This window comes from Shinella sp. SUS2 (assembly GCF_001262505.1).
Taxonomy (GTDB): domain Bacteria; phylum Pseudomonadota; class Alphaproteobacteria; order Rhizobiales; family Rhizobiaceae; genus Shinella.
The window spans coordinates 131,907-147,907 of sequence record NZ_KQ410727.1 but is presented as its reverse complement, the minus strand read 5'-3'; the positions used below and the strand labels follow the sequence as shown (position 1 = coordinate 147,907).

Here is a 16,001-nt window from a genome sequence, read left to right as displayed (position 1 = left end):
TGATTTCCCGCGAAACGACGATCAACATCCTCCTCGCCCTTCTGCTCCCGGCCGCCGCGCTGACAGCGCTGCTCCTGGGCGAAGCCTTCTACATCACGCTTGCCACCCGCATAGCGATCCTGGCGCTGGCAGCAGTCGGGCTCAACATCGCCCTCGGGCTCGGCGGCCTTGTCTCCTTCGGCCATGCCGCCTTCTTCGGCCTTGGCGGCTACGTTACAGGCGTGCTGGCCACCCATGCCTTCAACATGGAGCCCATCGCCTTCGGTCTGCCGGGCACGACCTCCATGCCCATCATCTGGTTTGTTGCGATCCTCCTTTGCGGCCTCGTGGCACTGCCGATCGGCCTCATCAGCCTGCGCACGTCGGGCGTCTATTTCATCATGATCACGCTCGCCTTCGCGCAGATGATCTACTATTTCGCGATCTCCTGGCCGGCCTATGGCGGCGAAGACGGCCTGTCGCTCTCCATGCGCAACGGTTTTCCCGGCTTCAACACGGCAAAACCCTTCCCCTATTTCGTCGTGGTCTTCGTGCTCTTGCTTGCAGGGCTTTTTCTCTTCCACCGCCTGCAGGCCTCCCGCTTCGGCGCGGCGCTGGAGGCCGCCCGACAGAACCCGGCAAGACTTGCCGCGACGGGCATCTCGCCCTTTACGATCCGCCTCGTCGCCTTCGTGCTCTCGGCCATGATCACCGGCCTTGCCGGCACGCTGTTTGCCGATCTCAACCGCTTCGTCAGCCCCTCCATGCTCTCCTGGCACATGTCGGGAGAACTGATCGTGCTGATCATCCTCGGCGGCAAAAGCCGCCTGTTCGGGCCGCTGGCCGGGGCGACGCTCTATGTCCTTTTCGAACATGTGCTGGGCGGCCTCACGGAGCGCTGGCAGCTCTTCCTCGGCCTCGTTCTGCTCGCCGTCGTCTTCTTCGCACGCGGCGGATTGATCGGCCTCCTGGCCGGGAGGCCTCGCCATGGTTGAACCGGTCCTCGAAATCAGGAACCTCGAAAAGTCCTTCGGCGCATTGAAAGCGACGAATGGCGCGAGCCTCGAGCTTCGCCCGGGAGAAATCCACGCGCTGATCGGCCCGAACGGGGCGGGCAAGAGCACGCTGATCAACCAGATCTCCGGTGCGCTCGCACCCGATGCCGGCAGCATCCGCTTCCTCGGTGCGGATGTCACTGCCCTCGATACGGCGCGGCGCGCCCGCATGGGCCTTGCCCGCACCTTCCAAATCTCCTCGCTCGCGCAGGAGTTTTCCGCGCTTCGCAACGTCATGCTTGCGGTGCAGGCGCGGCAGGGAACGAGCCTGCGCTTCTTCCGCTCCGTGGCAAGCGACATCTCTCTCATCGAACCGGCAATGCGGATGCTGTCGCGCGTCGGACTGGCGGACCGAGCAGGCGTGCCCGCTGCGGCGCTGTCCCACGGCGAACGCCGGCAGCTCGAAATCGCCGTGGCACTGGCCATGGAACCCAAGGCCTTCCTGCTCGACGAGCCGATGGCCGGCGTGGGGCCGGAAGGCTCGAAAGCACTGACCGGCTTCCTCGACGGGTTGCGCCGGGAAGCACCGATCCTGCTGGTGGAACATGACATGGATGCCGTCTTCGCGCTCGCCGACCGTGTGTCCGTGCTGGTCTACGGCCGCATCATCGCGACGGGCAGCGTCAGCGAGATCCGCAACGACCCCGAGGTGCGCCGGGCCTATCTTGGGGAGCCCGCATGAGCCTGTTGGTCCTTGAGGAGATCGAGACCTGCTACGGCGCCTCGCAGGCGCTGTTCGGCGTGTCGCTGTCCGTCCGAGAGGGCGAGGTCGTCGCACTGATGGGCCGCAACGGCATGGGCAAGACGACGACCATCCGCTCGATCCTCGGCCTGACGCCCGCTCGCGCCGGCCGCATCGCCTTCGACGGCAAGACCGTCACCGCACTCCTGCCGCACCGCATCGCCCGCCTCGGCATCGGCCTGGTGCCGGAGGGGCGACGCTGCTTCGCCAACCTGACGGTCGAGGAAAACCTCCTCGCCTCCGCCCGGCGCGGTGCCTGGACACTGGCGAAGGTCATCGATCTCTTTCCCAGGCTCGGCGAGCGGCTTGGGCAATATGCCGACACCCTGTCCGGCGGCGAGCAGCAGATGCTGGCGATCGGCCGCGCCCTGATGACCAATCCGAAACTCCTTATCCTCGACGAGGCGACCGAGGGGCTGGCACCGGTGATCCGGCAGGATATCTGGGCGGCGATCCGACAGCTGAAGGCCGGGGGCCAGTCGATCCTCGTCGTCGACAAGACGCTCTCCGAGCTCCTGCCGCTCACCGACAGCTGCTGCGTGCTGGAGAAGGGCCGGACCGTGTTCTCCGGCCCGCCAACGACCTTTACCCGCGACCTGCAGGACCGCTATCTCGGCGTTTAAGAACGGAGGACGGCATGTTCGGCTACAGGATCACCGACTGGGACGACGCCTACGAGAATGGCGGCAACATTCCGGGCGGAATGCGCTGGCCTACCGCCTGGGTGGAGCCGGCGCAAAGGATGCGCGAAACGCTCCTCAACCTCGGCCGGGCAAGGCTCGATCTCGCCTATGGCGCGGGCGAGCGCAACCGCCTCGACCTTTTCCTGCCCGAGCGCGCGCCGCGGGGCCTCGTCGTCTACGTGCATGGCGGCTTCTGGCTGCGGCTCGACCGGAATTTCTGGTCGCACCTTGCCGCAGGCCCCCTCGCCCACGGCTATGCCGTCGCCATGCCCTCCTACACGCTCTGCCCGGACATCCGCATCCGCGGCATCGTGCGGGAGATCGCAGCGGCGATCGAAACGGCCGCTGGACTGGTGGCAGGCGACCTCCATCTGATCGGCCATTCGGCGGGCGGCCAGCTCGTCAGCCGCATGGTGTCGGAAGCCTCGCCGCTTTCCGTCGGAACGCTCGCTCGCATCCGCCACGTCCTCTCCCTCTCCGGCCTGCACGACCTACGCCCGCTCATGCCTGCCGCCATGAACGAACGACTACAGATCGACGAAGCGGAGGCTATCGCCGAGAGCCCGGCCCTGCTGCGCCCCGTCGAAGGCACGCGACTCACCTGCTGGGTCGGCGCCATGGAGCGCGCGGAATTCCTGCGCCAGAACGCCCTGCTTGCCAATGTCTGGACCGGCCTCGGCGCCACGACGGCGACGGTCGTCGAGCCGAACCGGCATCATTTCGACGTCGTCGACGGCCTTGCCGATCCCGAGCATCCCCTCACTCGAACCCTGCTGTCACCCTGATCCGATGAGCACGCTTGCCGCCTATGGCGGGCTTTTCCTCGCCGCGCTCGTCGCCGCCACCATCCTGCCGGCCCAGTCGGAAGCGGTGCTCGGCGGCTTGCTGGCCACCGGCACCTATTCCCCTGCGTTGCTGATCCTCATCGCCGGCATCGGCAACGTGCTGGGTTCCGTCGTCAACTGGCTGCTCGGCCGTGGCGTCGAGCGGTTTCGCGGCGCGCGGTGGTTTCCCGTCAGCGACAAAAGCCTTGACCGAGCCGGCCGATGGTATCGCAAATACGGCTGGTGGAGCCTGCTGCTGAGCTGGATGCCGATCATCGGCGATCCGCTGACGGTGGCGGCCGGCATCATGCGTGAACCGTTCCTGCGCTTCCTTGCTGTCGTTTCGATTGCCAAGTTCGGCCGCTATATCGTGCTTGCCGCTCTCGTGCTCCACTGGCTCTGAAATTTTTCTGGAGGGGATGGAATGGGCGTCGCCCGGCTTTCGTATATTGGGGTATGAACGGAAAGACACCCGGCTTCAACGTGATCGGACAGCTCGCAGCGCTGAGGCGCTATGCGCTCTCGCTCGTCCGCAATCCGGACGAGGCCGAGGACCTGGTGCACGATGCGCTGGTCAAGGCCTATGAGCGGCAGTCCACCTTCCGCACCGGCGCCAGCGTACGCAACTGGCTGATGTCGATCCTGCACAATGCGCATATCGACCGCCTGCGCCAGCGCCGCTCGCAGGAGCGCCGCCACGACGCCGCCGCGGAGCTGGCAGAGGTCTCCATCCCGGCAAACCAGGACCATTCGGTGCGCCTGACGCAGCTGCGCAACGCGTTCTTCGCCCTGCCGGAAGAACAGCGCGAAGCGTTGCACCTCGTCGCGATCGAGGAACTTTCCTACCAGGAAGCAGCCGAAACGCTCGGCATCCCGGTCGGCACGTTGATGTCGCGTGTCGCCCGCGCGCGCCAGCGGCTGCGCGCCTTTGAACAGAGCGGCAGCGCCGCTCCCGTCACGCATCTCAGAATCGTCGGAGGCACTGGCGATGACAAGCAATGACCCCATTCTCGAATCCGATCTCAACGCCTATGTCGACGAGCAGCTCGCCGTCGGCCGGCGCATCGAGGTCGAGGCCTATCTTTCGGAACGGCCGGAGGTCGCGGCGCAGATCATGAAGGATCTGCGCGTGCGCGACGAGCTGCGCCTGGCACTTGCCGACCACCGCACGGTGACCCGGCAGGAAACGCGCGAGGCCGCCCGGCTCCTGGAACGCGCGCTGTCGCGTCGCCGCATCTTCTCCGTCTTCCGCCGTGCTGCAGCCATCGCCCTCTTCGTGGCCGCCGGCTGGACGGCCCATGCCGTGCTCGGCCCCTTCGGCGCCACCGAGGTCGTGGCCTCCACGCCCCCGCCTGCCTTCGTGGAGGAGGCGGTGCGCGCGCACAAGACGACGCTCCTGCGCGATACCATGGCATCCCAGCCGGAAACCGAGACCTTCGATCCGGCCGAGATCCGCTCTGCAACCGCGATCGTGCTGCCGGACCTGCCGAAGGGTTGGGGCGTGATCGACACGCAGGTCTTCCCCTCGGCCTATGGTCCGAGCGTCGAACTGGTGCTGGAACCACGCAAGGGCGAGCGCCTGTCGCTCTTTGCGGTGCGCCCCGGCTCGTTCGGCGTGCAGCACGTCCTGCTCTTCCACGCCGACAATGCCCGTGCCGCCTACTGGCAGATCGGCGATGTCGCCTATGCGCTGGTTTCGGAAAGCCGCAAGGCCGACGACCTGGCGGAAACCGCGCGCGATCTTTCGCGTACGCTCTACTGATCAACCGCGTCCAAACCGAAGGAGTTATTCGATGGATCCCGTACAACAGCGATTTGGCTACGGCGCGCAGGCGCAGTCGGCCGCCCTCTTCGACGAGGGCCTGCGCCAGCACATGCTGCGCGTCTACAACTACATGGGCGCCGGCCTTGTGATCACCGGCCTCATCGCCTTCATCGTCGGCTCGACGCCGGCCCTCTACGTGCCGATCTTCTCCTCACCGCTGAAGTGGGTGGTGATGCTGGCGCCGCTCGCCTTCGTCTTCTTTTTCTCGTTCAAGATCCAGACGATGTCGGCCAGCACCGCGCAGATGACCTTCTGGGCTTTCTGCGCCGTCATGGGCCTGTCGCTCGCCTCGGTGTTCCTCGTCTTCACCGGCACGAGCATCGCCCGCACCTTCTTCATCGCCGCCTCGATGTTCGGCGCGACGAGCCTCTATGGCTACGTGACGAAGCGTGACCTCGCGAAGTTCGGCTCGTTCCTGATCATGGGCCTTATCGGCGTCGTGATCGCCTCGGTCGTCAACATCTTCCTCGGTTCGAGCGCGCTGCAGTTCGCAATTTCAGTGATCGGCATCGTCGTCTTCGTCGGCCTCACCGCCTGGGACACGCAGAACATCAAGCAGCAGTATGCTGAAAACATCGACCAGGAATCGCAGCAGAAGATGGCCGTGTTCGGTGCGCTTTCGCTGTACCTGAACTTCGTCAACATCTTCCAGCTTCTGCTGAATTTCACTGGCGAGCGCGAGTAGTTTTCGCAAATGATTCAAGAGGAAACGGCGGGGCAAAACCCCGCCGTTTTTTTGCTTCTCGCACCGCAATATACGTAAGTAATTTCTTACGAATTTTACCCGGTTGACAAATCAGCCGGCAGCGTCTTTGCTTAGAGCATTCACCAGGGGGGTCCCGACAAGGGGCTGAGATACTGCTGGCATTCGCAGCGCAGTGACCCGTTGAACCTGATCCAGTTCATACTGGCGTAGGGACGGTGCAAGCGCTGTGGAACCCGAAATCCGCAACCCGGATTCCGCCTACGCGTCTTTCCATCATTCCGGCTCTAGGACTGGGTCTCCAATCGCAAACTTGGAGCCTCACGAATGAATATTGCCGCCCAGAAGCTCACTCCCACCGTCACGACAGGCGCCCTGCCCGCCTCGCGAAAGATCCACATCGCCGGCGAGCAGCACCCGCAGATCCGCGTGCCGATGCGCGAGATCGCCCTGCACCCGACCTCGGGCGAACCGCCAGTCATCGTCTACGACGCCTCCGGCCCCTATACCGACCCCACCCATGTCGTCTCGATCGAAAGCGGCCTGCCGCGGCTTCGCGAGGCCTGGGTCGCCGCACGCGGGGATACCGAGGACTATGACGGCCGCCACATCCGTCCGGAGGACAACGGCTTTGCCACCGGGGAGCGGCTGACACCCGAATTTCCCGTGCGCAACCGGCCTCGCCGGGCGACAAACGGCAAGGCGGTGACACAGCTCGCCTATGCCCGCGCCGGCATCATCACGCCGGAAATGGAATTCATCGCCATCCGCGAAAACCTCGGCCGCAAGGCCGCAAACCAAGCGCTTGTTCGCGACGGCGAGAGTTTCGGCGCCCACATCCCCGACTTCGTCACGCCGGAATTCGTCCGCCAGGAAGTCGCAAGCGGCCGGGCGATCATTCCCGCCAACATCAACCACCCGGAAGCCGAGCCGATGATCATCGGCCGGAATTTTCTGGTGAAGATCAACGCCAATATCGGCAATTCCGCCGTCACCTCCTCCATGGCGGAAGAGGTCGAGAAGATGGTCTGGGCGATCCGCTGGGGCGGCGATACGGTCATGGACCTCTCAACCGGCCGAAACATCCACAACATCCGCGAATGGATCATCCGCAATTCACCGGTCCCGATCGGCACCGTGCCGCTCTACCAGGCGCTGGAAAAGGTCAACGGCATTGCCGAGGACCTCACCTGGGAGGTTTTCCGCGACACACTGATCGAGCAGGCCGAACAGGGCGTCGATTATTTCACCATCCATGCCGGCGTGCGGCTCGCCTATATTCCGCTCACCGTCAACCGCGTCACCGGCATCGTCTCGCGTGGCGGCTCGATCATGGCCAAGTGGTGTCTTCATCACCACCGGGAAAGCTTCCTCTATGAGCACTTCGAGGAAATCTGCGACATCTGCCGCACCTATGACGTCTCCTTCTCGCTCGGCGACGGCCTGCGCCCCGGCTCGATCGCTGACGCCAACGACGCCGCGCAGTTCGCCGAACTCGAAACGCTCGGCGAGCTGACGCAGATCGCCTGGGCAAAGGACTGCCAGGTCATGATCGAAGGCCCCGGCCATGTGCCGATGCACAAGATCAAGGAGAACATGGACAAGCAGTTGAAGGTCTGCGGCGAGGCGCCCTTCTACACGCTCGGGCCGCTGACGACCGACATCGCCCCCGGCTACGACCACATCACCTCGGGCATCGGTGCGGCGATGATCGGCTGGTTCGGCACCGCCATGCTCTGCTACGTCACGCCGAAGGAACATCTCGGCCTGCCGGACCGCGACGACGTGAAGGTCGGCGTCATCACCTACAAGATCGCCGCCCACGCCGCCGATCTCGCCAAGGGCCATCCGGCGGCGAAGATCCGCGACGACGCGCTGTCGCGCGCCCGTTTCGAGTTCCGTTGGGAGGACCAGTTCAACCTTTCGCTCGACCCGGAAACCGCCCGCGCCTTCCACGACGAGACGCTGCCGAAGGAGGCGCACAAGGTGGCGCATTTCTGCTCCATGTGCGGCCCGAAATTCTGCTCCATGCGCATCTCGCACGATATCCGTGCCGAGGCGCAGAAGGAGGGGCTGGAGGCCATGGCCGCGAAATATCGCGACGGCGGCGACCTCTACATGCCGCTTGCCGAAGCCCCCGCCGGAGAATGACCATGCGCGTCCTCGTCAAGGGGGCCGGCGTTGCCGGCCTCACCGTCGCCTGGCAGCTCTATCGCCACGGCTTCGACGTCACCATCACCGAACGCGCCGAAAAGGTCGGCCTTGGTGCCTCCGGCTTCGCCGGCGGCATGCTGGCCCCCTGGTGCGAGCGGGAAAGCGCGGAAGAGCCCGTTCTGGCGCTCGGCCGCTCGGCCGCAGACTGGTGGGAAGCGGCCGTGCCCGGCCATGTCAAGCGCCGGGGAACGCTGGTCGTTGCCGCCGGCCGCGATGCCGCGGAGCTCGACCGCTTCGCCCGCCGCACGAGCGGCTGGGAATGGCTCGACGGCGCAGCCATTGCCGAGCTGGAACCGGATCTCGCCGGCCGCTTCCCCAAGGCCCTGTTCTTTCGGCAGGAAGCCCATCTCGACCCGCAGCGGGCGCTTTCGGCGCTCACCGCCGGGCTCGAGGAGGCACGCATGCGCTTCCTGTTCTGCGCCAACCCGGATGCCGATCGCTACGACCGCGTGATCGACTGCACCGGTGCAGCCCGGATCGGCCAGCTGCCGGGCCTTCGGGGCGTGCGCGGCGAAATGCTCTATGTGGAAACCCCGGAAATCAACCTCTCCCGCCCCGTCCGCCTGCTGCATCCGCGCCACCCGATCTACATCGTGCCACGCGGAAGGAACCGCTTCATGGTGGGCGCGACCATGATCGAGAGCGCCGACGACGGCGGCATCACCGCCCGCTCGCTCATGGAACTGCTGAACGCCGCCTACACGCTGCACCCGACTTTCGGTGAGGCACGGCTTGCGGACACCGGCGCAGGCATCCGCCCGGCCTTTCCCGACAACCTGCCACGCGTGAGCGAACACGACGGCACGCTCCATGTGAACGGCCTTTATCGCCACGGCTTCCTGCTGGCTCCCGCAATGGCGGCGGAGGTCGCGCGGCGGCTTCTTGCAGAACAGGCCCCATCGGAAAGGAGGGCATCATGACCCTCATCATCAACGGCGAGGAACAGGAGATCGCGGCAACCACGCTCGCGGATCTTCTCTCCGCCCTCGACTACGAGGGCGAGTGGCTGGCGACGGCCGTCAACGGCGAGCTGGTGCACCGCGAGGATCGCGCCGGCTTCACGCTCGGCACACGCGACCGCATCGAAATCCTCTCGCCCATGCAGGGAGGCTGACATGCTGAAACTCTACGACATCGAGGTTCAATCCCGCCTGCTGCTCGGAACCGCGCGCTATCCCTCCCCCGCAATCCTCGCCGAGGCCGTGCGGCGCGCGAAAGCGGAGATCGTTACCGTGTCGCTGCGGCGGGAAACTGCCGGCGGCAAGGCGGGCGGCGCATTCTTCGAGCTGATCCATGCGCTCGGTGTGCATGTCCTGCCCAACACCGCCGGCTGCCACAGCGTGCAGGAGGCCGTGCTGACGGCGAAGATGGCGCGCGAGGTCTTCCGCACGGACTGGATCAAGCTCGAAGTAATCGGCCATCACGACACGCTGCAGCCCGATGTCTTCGGCCTCGTGGAAGCCGCACGCATCCTGACGGGCGAAGGTTTTCAAGTCTTCCCCTATACGACGGACGACCTCGTCGTCGCAGAAAAGCTGATCGAGGCCGGCTGCCGCGTGCTGATGCCCTGGTGCGCGCCGATTGGCTCGGCCATGGGGCCGGTCAACCCGATGGCGCTGCGCACTTTCCGGGCGCATTTCCCTGATGTGCCACTGATTGTCGATGCCGGCATCGGCCGCCCCTCGCACGCCGCCGGCGTCATGGAATTCGGCTATGACGCCGTGCTGCTCAACACCGCCGTCGCCGGCGCCGGCGATCCGGCGGCGATGGCCGAAGCCTTCGCGCTCGCCATCGATGCCGGCCGCCTTGCCCACGCCGCCGTACCGCTGGAGCCGCGCGACATGGCCGTCCCCTCCACCCCCGTCATCGGAAAGGCGGTCTTCTCATGACACTCGATCCCTTCTACCTCATCGTCGACAGTGCCGACTGGATCGGCCGGCTGGTGCCCATCGGCGTGAAACTCGTGCAGCTGCGCATGAAGAACATCCCGGACCATCAGCTACGCGACGAAATCCGCCGGGCGAAAGCCACCTGCGCGAAGCATGGTTGCCAGCTCATCGTCAACGATTATTGGCAGATCGCCATCGAGGAGGGCTGCGACTACGTGCATCTCGGTCAGGAGGATCTGGCGAGCGCCGATGCCAGCGCCATTCGTGCGGCCGGCATGAAGCTCGGCCTTTCCACCCATGACGAAGCAGAGCTCGACATCGCCCTCGCGGCAAGGCCTGACTACATCGCGCTCGGCCCGGTCTGGCCGACGATCCTCAAGAAGATGAAATGGGCGCCGCAGGGCGTCGAGCGGCTCAGCGACTGGAAGGCGCGCATCGCGCCCGTTCCCCTCGTCGCGATCGGCGGCCTCAACCCGGATCGCCTGGAAGCCGTCTTCGAAAACGGCGCTGACAGCGCCGCGGTGGTGACCGACATCACGTTGAACGCAGATCCGGAGGCGCGCACACGCGAATGGATCGCGCGCACGGCGCGCTGGCGTGAACGGAGCTTGCAGAAGGGCGGCACCGCCTGACGTCAGGCTCCCGGCGCAATTTTCCAGAGCCGCCGGGCATTTTCCGAGAGCACGCGGCACTTGTCTTCCAGACTGACGCCGGACAGCAGCGCCTGCGTCGCGCCGATCCAGGTGGAAAGCCCACCGCCTAGCGTGCAGACCGGCCAGTCACTGCCCCAAACCATGCGCTGGAAGCCGAAGCTTTCCGCCACGTGGGTGAAATAGGGTTTCAGGTCCTCCAGGGTCCAGTCTTCCCCACCATAGGCGGGGATGCCGGACAGCTTTACCGTGACATTCGGCCGGCGCGCGATCTCTGCGACCGGCCCCTTCCAGGTATCGAAGCCGCCACTCTTGATGTCGGGTACGCCGCAATGGTCGAGCACGAAGGAAACATCGGGGGCAAGGTCGGCGAGCGCAATCGCCTTCTCGATCTGGTGCGGCAGAACGCAAAGGTCGAAACTGAGGCCGGTGCCCGCCAGCCGTCCTATGTTTTCGCGGAAGAGAGTGCCTTCGGAGATATCATCCGGCACGACATGCAGCACGCGACGGAAACCGCGAACGAAGGGATTGGCAAGGACCGTCTCGAGATAGGTCGGGAAATCCGGCGATTCCGGCCGGCAAGCGGCGATGGCACCGACGAGAAGGCTGCCCGCCTCCCCCGCAAGCCCTTCAACCATGGCCGTCTCGCGCGCGATATCACCCTCCGCGACGTCCACTTCCATATGCAGCGCCGCGACGATACCGAGGCGGCACGCCTCCCGCGCATAAATCTCCTGCGTGAAATCGGCATCGAGCGACGGCGCGCCGGCAAGCCAAGGATAGGACAGCCGGTCCCGGTAGATGAGATGCAGGTGCGTATCGACGATCATGCCGGCCTCCTCCAAGCAGGGCGAACACTGCCATAGAAGAATTCTCTATTCAAATACGAATTTATACACCTATAGCAGCCCATTTCATCCAGCAAAAAAGCACCGCGAGGACTACCAATCCGGCCCGGCTCTCCTACCTCCCTTCCAGCAACAGGAGGAACCGCATGAAGGTCAGCGCGCGCAACCGCCTCAAGGGCAAGATCGTCGAAGTCGTCCTCGGCGCGACAACGGCCCATGTCCGCATCGATGTCGGCGGCTCGATCATCACCGCCGCCATCACCAATGATGCGGTGAACGAACTCGGCCTTGCTGCCGGCCATGAGGCCTATGCGCTGATCAAGGCATCGGACGTGATGGTGGCGATCGACGACTAAAGTGTTTCGGCATGGTTCCGGGCGCAAAACCGCATCGCGCCTTATGAGAATTCCGTTAATCGCCGATCTTCGTGCACATAGACACGGGCTAGGTCGCGAAATCGCCCTTCTGGGGCGGCGCAATCGGTTTGAACAGGTTTCGATCCGGCTTCAGGTCGATCAGCGGCGTGCCATCGAGGCAGTCGAGACCGCGCACGAAGAGCCGGCTGCCTTCGATCTTCTCCAGCAAGACGATCGACGTGCCGATCGGATTGGGCCGGACAGGCGAGCGCAGCGAGAAGGTGCCATGCACTTCGCCGTTCGAAGCGGGGCTCTGCAACACGAGGTCGCGGCGCGACTGGTGAAGCCAGTAGAGCACCTCCAGCCGTTCAAAACGCTCTGCCCCCTTCAGTGCCTGCACCCAGGGCTCGAAGACCTCGATGGTGCAGACCGGACCATCTGGGCGCCCCTGACGCGGCGTTTCCATGCGCGAGGTCCAGGGCGTCGAAATCCGGCCGATGAAAACAATCTGCGCATCCGCTGTCTCCGGCGGAGTGATGGCCACTTCATTCTCGCGGATTTCATTCAGCCGGACCATGCAACGCTCCATCGCTATATTTATAAGGATACGACGATAACCGGCTGGCGCCGCGAGGGAAAGAGGCCAGCAGGCTCAAAGACGGCGACAGATTGACACCGGACACAAGCAGCCTCAGCCGGCACCGGACGCCTCGGCATTTCGCAAACGCCAGTCTGTCGGGGAAAGCCCGGCCCGCTTGCGGAAAAAACGCGAGAAATAGGCGGGGTCCTCGAAGCCGATCTCCCGGCCAATGTCCTCCACCGGGCGAATGGTGAAACGCAGCAGACGCTTGGCCTCCAGCAAGCGCCGCTCCAGCACCATATCCTTCACCGTCTGGCCAAAGACCGTACGCGCCGCCTTGTCGAGTAGGTGCGGCGTCGTCGCCAGCCGTTCGACATAGTGCCCGACAGGCCAATCCTCCCGGTAGTGCCGGTCGATGGCACGGCGCAGCTCCAGCCCCAGCGCAACCGCAGGCGAGGCCGCCGCAAAGCCGCCCGGGCCGCCAAGTCGCGCCATCAGCGAGAGGACGACCGCGATCAGCCCGGCGAGCACCCGTTCGCTCGCTCCCGCGCCGCCGCGATATTCCTCCATCACCATGGCGAGCAGCGTATCGATCCGCATCCAGCCGGGGGCATCCGCCGCACCGGAAAGCAGCACCGGCGCATCGAGCGCCAGATCCACCTGCGGCGCCATCGCCCTCAGCTGGTCGTCCGAGATAGAGACAACGATGGCATCCGACCGGTCGTCGACATCGAAGCCGTGCACGACGTTGCTCGGCACGAAGCTGATCGCCGGAGCGGAAAAACTCCAAGTCCGATCCTCGATCCTGTAGCGGCCCTCGCCCTTGAACCAGTAGGTGACCTGCCCCATCAGCGGATGTTTGTGCGGCGCGACTCGGCCGAAATGCAGGCTTTTCCGCTCCATCACCGTCTCGACATGCAGGAACCCGACGTCGAGCACACGGCTCGGTTCACCATAAACGAAGAAGGCGGGAACATCTTTGCGAGCGATCATGCCGGAAAAAGTACCAGCGAATTGCCGTGTTTGTCCATGGCACTCCAGACGCTCCCGACTTAGCGTTTGTCAGGATTTTCAAGGAGGAGATCACCATGCGCGCGGAAGACCATCGCAGCGACAAGACCCGGCCGTTCACCGGCGCCGAATATCTCGCAAGCCTGCGCGACGGGCGCGAGGTCTATATCAATGGCGAGCGCATCGCCGATGTCACCAGACACCCGGCCATGCGCAACTCAGCCCGCTCCATCGCCCGCATGTACGATGCGCTGCACGATCCGGCACGCAAAGAGCGCCTGACATCGCCGACCGACACCGGTTCCGGCGGCTATACGCACAAATATTTCCGCGTCGCCCATTCTTCAGCCGATCTCGTCGCCCAGCAGGGCGCCATCGCCGACTGGGCGCGCATGTCCTACGGCTGGATGGGTCGCACGGCCGACTACAAGGCGGCACTGATGAACACGCTCGGCGCCAATGCCGACTGGTACGGTCCGTTCAAGGACAATGCACTTTCCTGGCACAGCCGAGCGCAGGAAAGCGTGCTCTTCATGAACCACGCCATCGTCAACCCGCCGATCGACCGCCACAAACCGGCCGATGCGGTGAAGGACGTCTTCGTGCACATCACGAAGGAAACGGATGCCGGCATCTATGTCTCGGGCGCCAAGGTCGTCGCCACCTCCTCAGCGCTGACCCACTACAATTTCCTCGCCCAGAGTTCGGCGACCGTCACCGAGGACCCGTCGCTGTCGGTCATGTTCATCCTGCCGATGAATGCGCCCGGCGTGAAGATGTTCTGCCGCACCTCCTACGAACAGACAGCGGCAACCGCGGCCCACCCCTTCGACTACCCGCTCTCCTCGCGTTTCGACGAGAACGATGCGATCCTGGTGCTCGACAATGTCTTCGTGCCCTGGGAGGACGTGCTGGTGCTGCGCGACGCGGCCAAGATCCTGTCCTTCCACCCGGCCTCGGGCTTCATGCACGGCTACTGCTTCCAGGGTTGCACGCGGCTTGCGGTGAAGATGGACTTTCTCGCCGGCCTGCTCGCGAAGGCCCTGCGCGCCACCGGCGGCGATGCGTTCCGCGGCAACCGGGCGATGCTCGGCGAGGTGATCGCCATCCGCCACCAGTTCTGGTCCTTCTCCAACGCCATGGCCTACAACCCGATTCCCTGGGCGAACGGCGCGGTGCTGCCGAACCTCGAGGCGGCGCTCTGCTACCGCACCTTCATGTCGGAGGCCTATCCGAAGGTCATCGACATCGTTCGCCGCACGGTGGCCTCCGGCCTCATCTACCTGCCCTCCTCGGCAAAAGACTTCTCGAACCCGGAGATCGACCGCTATCTCGCGCAATATGTGCGCGGCTCGAACGACATGGGCCATGTCGAGCGCATCAAGATCATGAAGCTGTTGTGGGATGCGACCGGCACGGAATTCGGCGGCCGCCACGCGCTCTACGAGCTGAACTATGCCGGCGCGCCGGAAGAAGTGCGCCTGCAGGTGCTGAAGGGCGCCGAGCGCGGCGGGCGGCTGAAGGAGATGGAGGCGCTGGTCGACCAGTGCATGGCCGACTACGACGAAAGTGGCTGGACCGGCGACACCTGGCTGCCGCCGCTTGGCGGCGATGCAGTCCGCGACGCGGCCGAATGAGGAGCGCGCCATGGACACCGGCATTTCCAGAACCGAGTTCCGCAATGCGATGGCCCGGGTCTGCGCCCCGGTCAACGTGATCACCACCAAGGGGGGCGCCGGGCGCGGCGGCTTCACCGCCACCGCCATGTGCTCGGTGACCGACGAACCGCCAACGCTGCTCGTCTGCATGAACAGCCGCTCGGCACAAAGCGGCCTCTTCATCGAGAACCGCCGCTTCTGCGTCAACGTGCTGACGCAGGAGCACAAAACACTCGCCGCCTCCTTCGCCGGGCGCGAGGCCGATATGGAGGCGCGCTATGCCGATGCGGCCTGGACCGATCTCCCCTCCGGTAACCAGGCACTCACCGACGCGATCGTTTCCTTCGACTGCCGGCTGACGGAGGCCCGGCTGGTGGGCACACACAACATCCTGATCGGCGAGGTCGTGGACATCCGTAGCCGGCGCGACGGGCATGCACTGCTCTATTTCGACCGCAACTACGTGCATGTGCCGACCCAGACCGGCAGCTTCGGCGGCTAAAGGCGGCGGTAGCCTCTTGACAAGCGACTCTCTATTTAACATGTTAAATAAAATTGCCGTACGCGGGAGGAACCATGCCGCATCTGACAGTGGAGTATTCGGCCAATCTGGAAGGCCGCGCGGATCCTGACGCCCTCTGCGCGGCGCTGCTCCAGACAGTGCTGGAAACCGGGCTTTTCGAGATCGGCGCGGTGCGCGTGCGGGCGTTCAGGGCCGAGCACTATGCCATTGCCGACCTTCTGCCGGAAAACGCCTTCGTCGACCTCAACCTGCGCATCGGCAAGGGCCGCAGCGCGGAAGAAAAGAAGCGCACGGGCGAAGCGCTGTTTGCCACCGCAAGCAGGCTCCTCGCCCCGCTCCTCGAGACGCCGCACTTCGCGCTTTCGCTGGAAATCCGCGAGATCGATGCGGAACTGAGCTGGAAGAAGAACGCCATCCATCCGCGCCTGCGCGCCAAATAACGGACATTCCCAGGAAGATCT

20 protein-coding genes and 1 riboswitch are annotated in these 16,001 nt (G+C 64.8%); of the genes, 17 read left to right on the top strand and 3 right to left on the bottom strand.

All coding sequences use genetic code 11. The features are described from left to right. Positions 1-2 precede the first annotated feature (2 nt). From AKG11_RS09350 to AKG11_RS09290, 13 genes are all read left to right on the top strand, one after another. Positions 3-974: a branched-chain amino acid ABC transporter permease gene (locus AKG11_RS09350; protein ID WP_050743817.1), complete on the top strand. Its 972-nt coding sequence runs from the start codon at positions 3-5 to the stop codon at positions 972-974. Continuing rightward, a complete protein-coding gene (locus AKG11_RS09345; protein WP_050743692.1) occupies positions 967-1,716 on the top strand; it encodes an ABC transporter ATP-binding protein in 750 nt (249 codons plus the stop codon). Before AKG11_RS09350 ends, AKG11_RS09345 begins: the two co-directional genes overlap by 8 nt. Beyond that, the gene (locus tag AKG11_RS09340) at positions 1,713-2,399 is read left to right on the top strand and encodes an ABC transporter ATP-binding protein (RefSeq protein ID WP_050743691.1); all 687 of its coding nucleotides are present in this window, start codon (positions 1,713-1,715) and stop codon (positions 2,397-2,399) included. The genes AKG11_RS09345 and AKG11_RS09340 overlap by 4 nt, the downstream gene beginning before the upstream one ends. A gap of 14 nt (positions 2,400-2,413) precedes the next feature. Next, positions 2,414-3,244 (top strand): alpha/beta hydrolase, encoded by an 831-nt coding sequence (locus AKG11_RS09335; RefSeq protein ID WP_050743690.1) that lies wholly within the window; start codon positions 2,414-2,416, stop codon positions 3,242-3,244. A gap of 4 nt (positions 3,245-3,248) precedes the next feature. Further along, complete coding sequence (locus AKG11_RS09330; protein ID WP_050743689.1) at positions 3,249-3,686, top strand: YqaA family protein; 438 nt, start codon at positions 3,249-3,251, stop codon at positions 3,684-3,686. Positions 3,687-3,739: 53 nt separating this feature from the next. Beyond that, entirely contained in the window at positions 3,740-4,285 is a 546-nt protein-coding gene (locus AKG11_RS09325; RefSeq protein WP_023514836.1) for a sigma-70 family RNA polymerase sigma factor, read from the top strand. Next, the gene (locus AKG11_RS09320; protein ID WP_023514835.1) at positions 4,272-5,045 is read left to right on the top strand and encodes an anti-sigma factor family protein; all 774 of its coding nucleotides are present in this window, start codon (positions 4,272-4,274) and stop codon (positions 5,043-5,045) included. The genes AKG11_RS09325 and AKG11_RS09320 overlap by 14 nt, the downstream gene beginning before the upstream one ends. A 31-nt stretch (positions 5,046-5,076) precedes the next feature. Then, a complete protein-coding gene (locus AKG11_RS09315) occupies positions 5,077-5,793 on the top strand; it encodes a Bax inhibitor-1/YccA family protein (RefSeq protein ID WP_023514834.1) in 717 nt (238 codons plus the stop codon). 135 nt (positions 5,794-5,928) lie between these two features. Then, positions 5,929-6,045, top strand: a riboswitch (TPP riboswitch). A gap of 93 nt (positions 6,046-6,138) precedes the next feature. Further along, the gene (gene thiC / locus AKG11_RS09310) at positions 6,139-7,962 is read left to right on the top strand and encodes a phosphomethylpyrimidine synthase ThiC (protein ID WP_050743688.1); all 1,824 of its coding nucleotides are present in this window, start codon (positions 6,139-6,141) and stop codon (positions 7,960-7,962) included. Positions 7,963-7,964: 2 nt separating this feature from the next. After that, positions 7,965-8,945 (top strand): glycine oxidase ThiO, encoded by a 981-nt coding sequence (gene thiO / locus AKG11_RS09305; protein WP_197283967.1) that lies wholly within the window; start codon positions 7,965-7,967, stop codon positions 8,943-8,945. Continuing rightward, entirely contained in the window at positions 8,942-9,139 is a 198-nt protein-coding gene (gene thiS, locus AKG11_RS09300; protein ID WP_023512878.1) for a sulfur carrier protein ThiS, read from the top strand. The genes thiO and thiS overlap by 4 nt, the downstream gene beginning before the upstream one ends. A gap of 1 nt (position 9,140) precedes the next feature. After that, a complete protein-coding gene (locus AKG11_RS09295; protein WP_023512877.1) occupies positions 9,141-9,914 on the top strand; it encodes a thiazole synthase in 774 nt (257 codons plus the stop codon). Continuing rightward, positions 9,911-10,546: a thiamine phosphate synthase gene (locus tag AKG11_RS09290; protein ID WP_050743686.1), complete on the top strand. Its 636-nt coding sequence runs from the start codon at positions 9,911-9,913 to the stop codon at positions 10,544-10,546. Before AKG11_RS09295 ends, AKG11_RS09290 begins: the two co-directional genes overlap by 4 nt. 2 nt (positions 10,547-10,548) lie before the next feature. On the opposite strand, the gene AKG11_RS09285 is transcribed toward AKG11_RS09290, so the two are convergent. After that, positions 10,549-11,394, bottom strand: coding sequence for an amidohydrolase family protein (locus AKG11_RS09285; protein WP_050743685.1), 846 nt, complete (start codon positions 11,392-11,394; stop codon positions 10,549-10,551). Between the two features lie 164 nt (positions 11,395-11,558). Here AKG11_RS09285 and AKG11_RS09280 point away from each other — a divergent pair, with 164 nt between their 5' ends. Beyond that, on the top strand, positions 11,559-11,768 hold the full coding sequence (locus AKG11_RS09280) for a TOBE domain-containing protein (protein ID WP_024271318.1): 210 nt from the start codon (positions 11,559-11,561) through the stop codon (positions 11,766-11,768). 88 nt (positions 11,769-11,856) lie between these two features. Here AKG11_RS09280 and tsaA read toward each other — a convergent pair whose 3' ends face one another. Beyond that, complete coding sequence (tsaA, locus tag AKG11_RS09275; RefSeq protein ID WP_050743684.1) at positions 11,857-12,345, bottom strand: tRNA (N6-threonylcarbamoyladenosine(37)-N6)-methyltransferase TrmO; 489 nt, start codon at positions 12,343-12,345, stop codon at positions 11,857-11,859. A 114-nt stretch (positions 12,346-12,459) separates the two neighbouring features. Continuing rightward, positions 12,460-13,341 (bottom strand): helix-turn-helix domain-containing protein, encoded by an 882-nt coding sequence (locus AKG11_RS09270; RefSeq protein ID WP_082342389.1) that lies wholly within the window; start codon positions 13,339-13,341, stop codon positions 12,460-12,462. Positions 13,342-13,436: 95 nt separating this feature from the next. Here AKG11_RS09270 and AKG11_RS09265 point away from each other — a divergent pair, with 95 nt between their 5' ends. From AKG11_RS09265 to AKG11_RS09255, 3 genes are all read left to right on the top strand, one after another. Beyond that, positions 13,437-14,996 carry a 4-hydroxyphenylacetate 3-hydroxylase N-terminal domain-containing protein gene (locus tag AKG11_RS09265; RefSeq protein WP_050743683.1) on the top strand — a complete coding sequence of 520 codons (1,560 nt, stop codon included), beginning with the start codon at positions 13,437-13,439 and terminating at the stop codon, positions 14,994-14,996. Positions 14,997-15,006: 10 nt separating this feature from the next. Further along, positions 15,007-15,519, top strand: coding sequence for a flavin reductase (locus AKG11_RS09260; RefSeq protein WP_023514705.1), 513 nt, complete (start codon positions 15,007-15,009; stop codon positions 15,517-15,519). Between the two features lie 74 nt (positions 15,520-15,593). Then, positions 15,594-15,980, top strand: a complete 387-nt coding sequence (locus tag AKG11_RS09255) for a 5-carboxymethyl-2-hydroxymuconate Delta-isomerase (RefSeq protein ID WP_023514704.1) — start codon at positions 15,594-15,596, stop codon at positions 15,978-15,980. Positions 15,981-16,001: the final 21 nt, after the last annotated feature.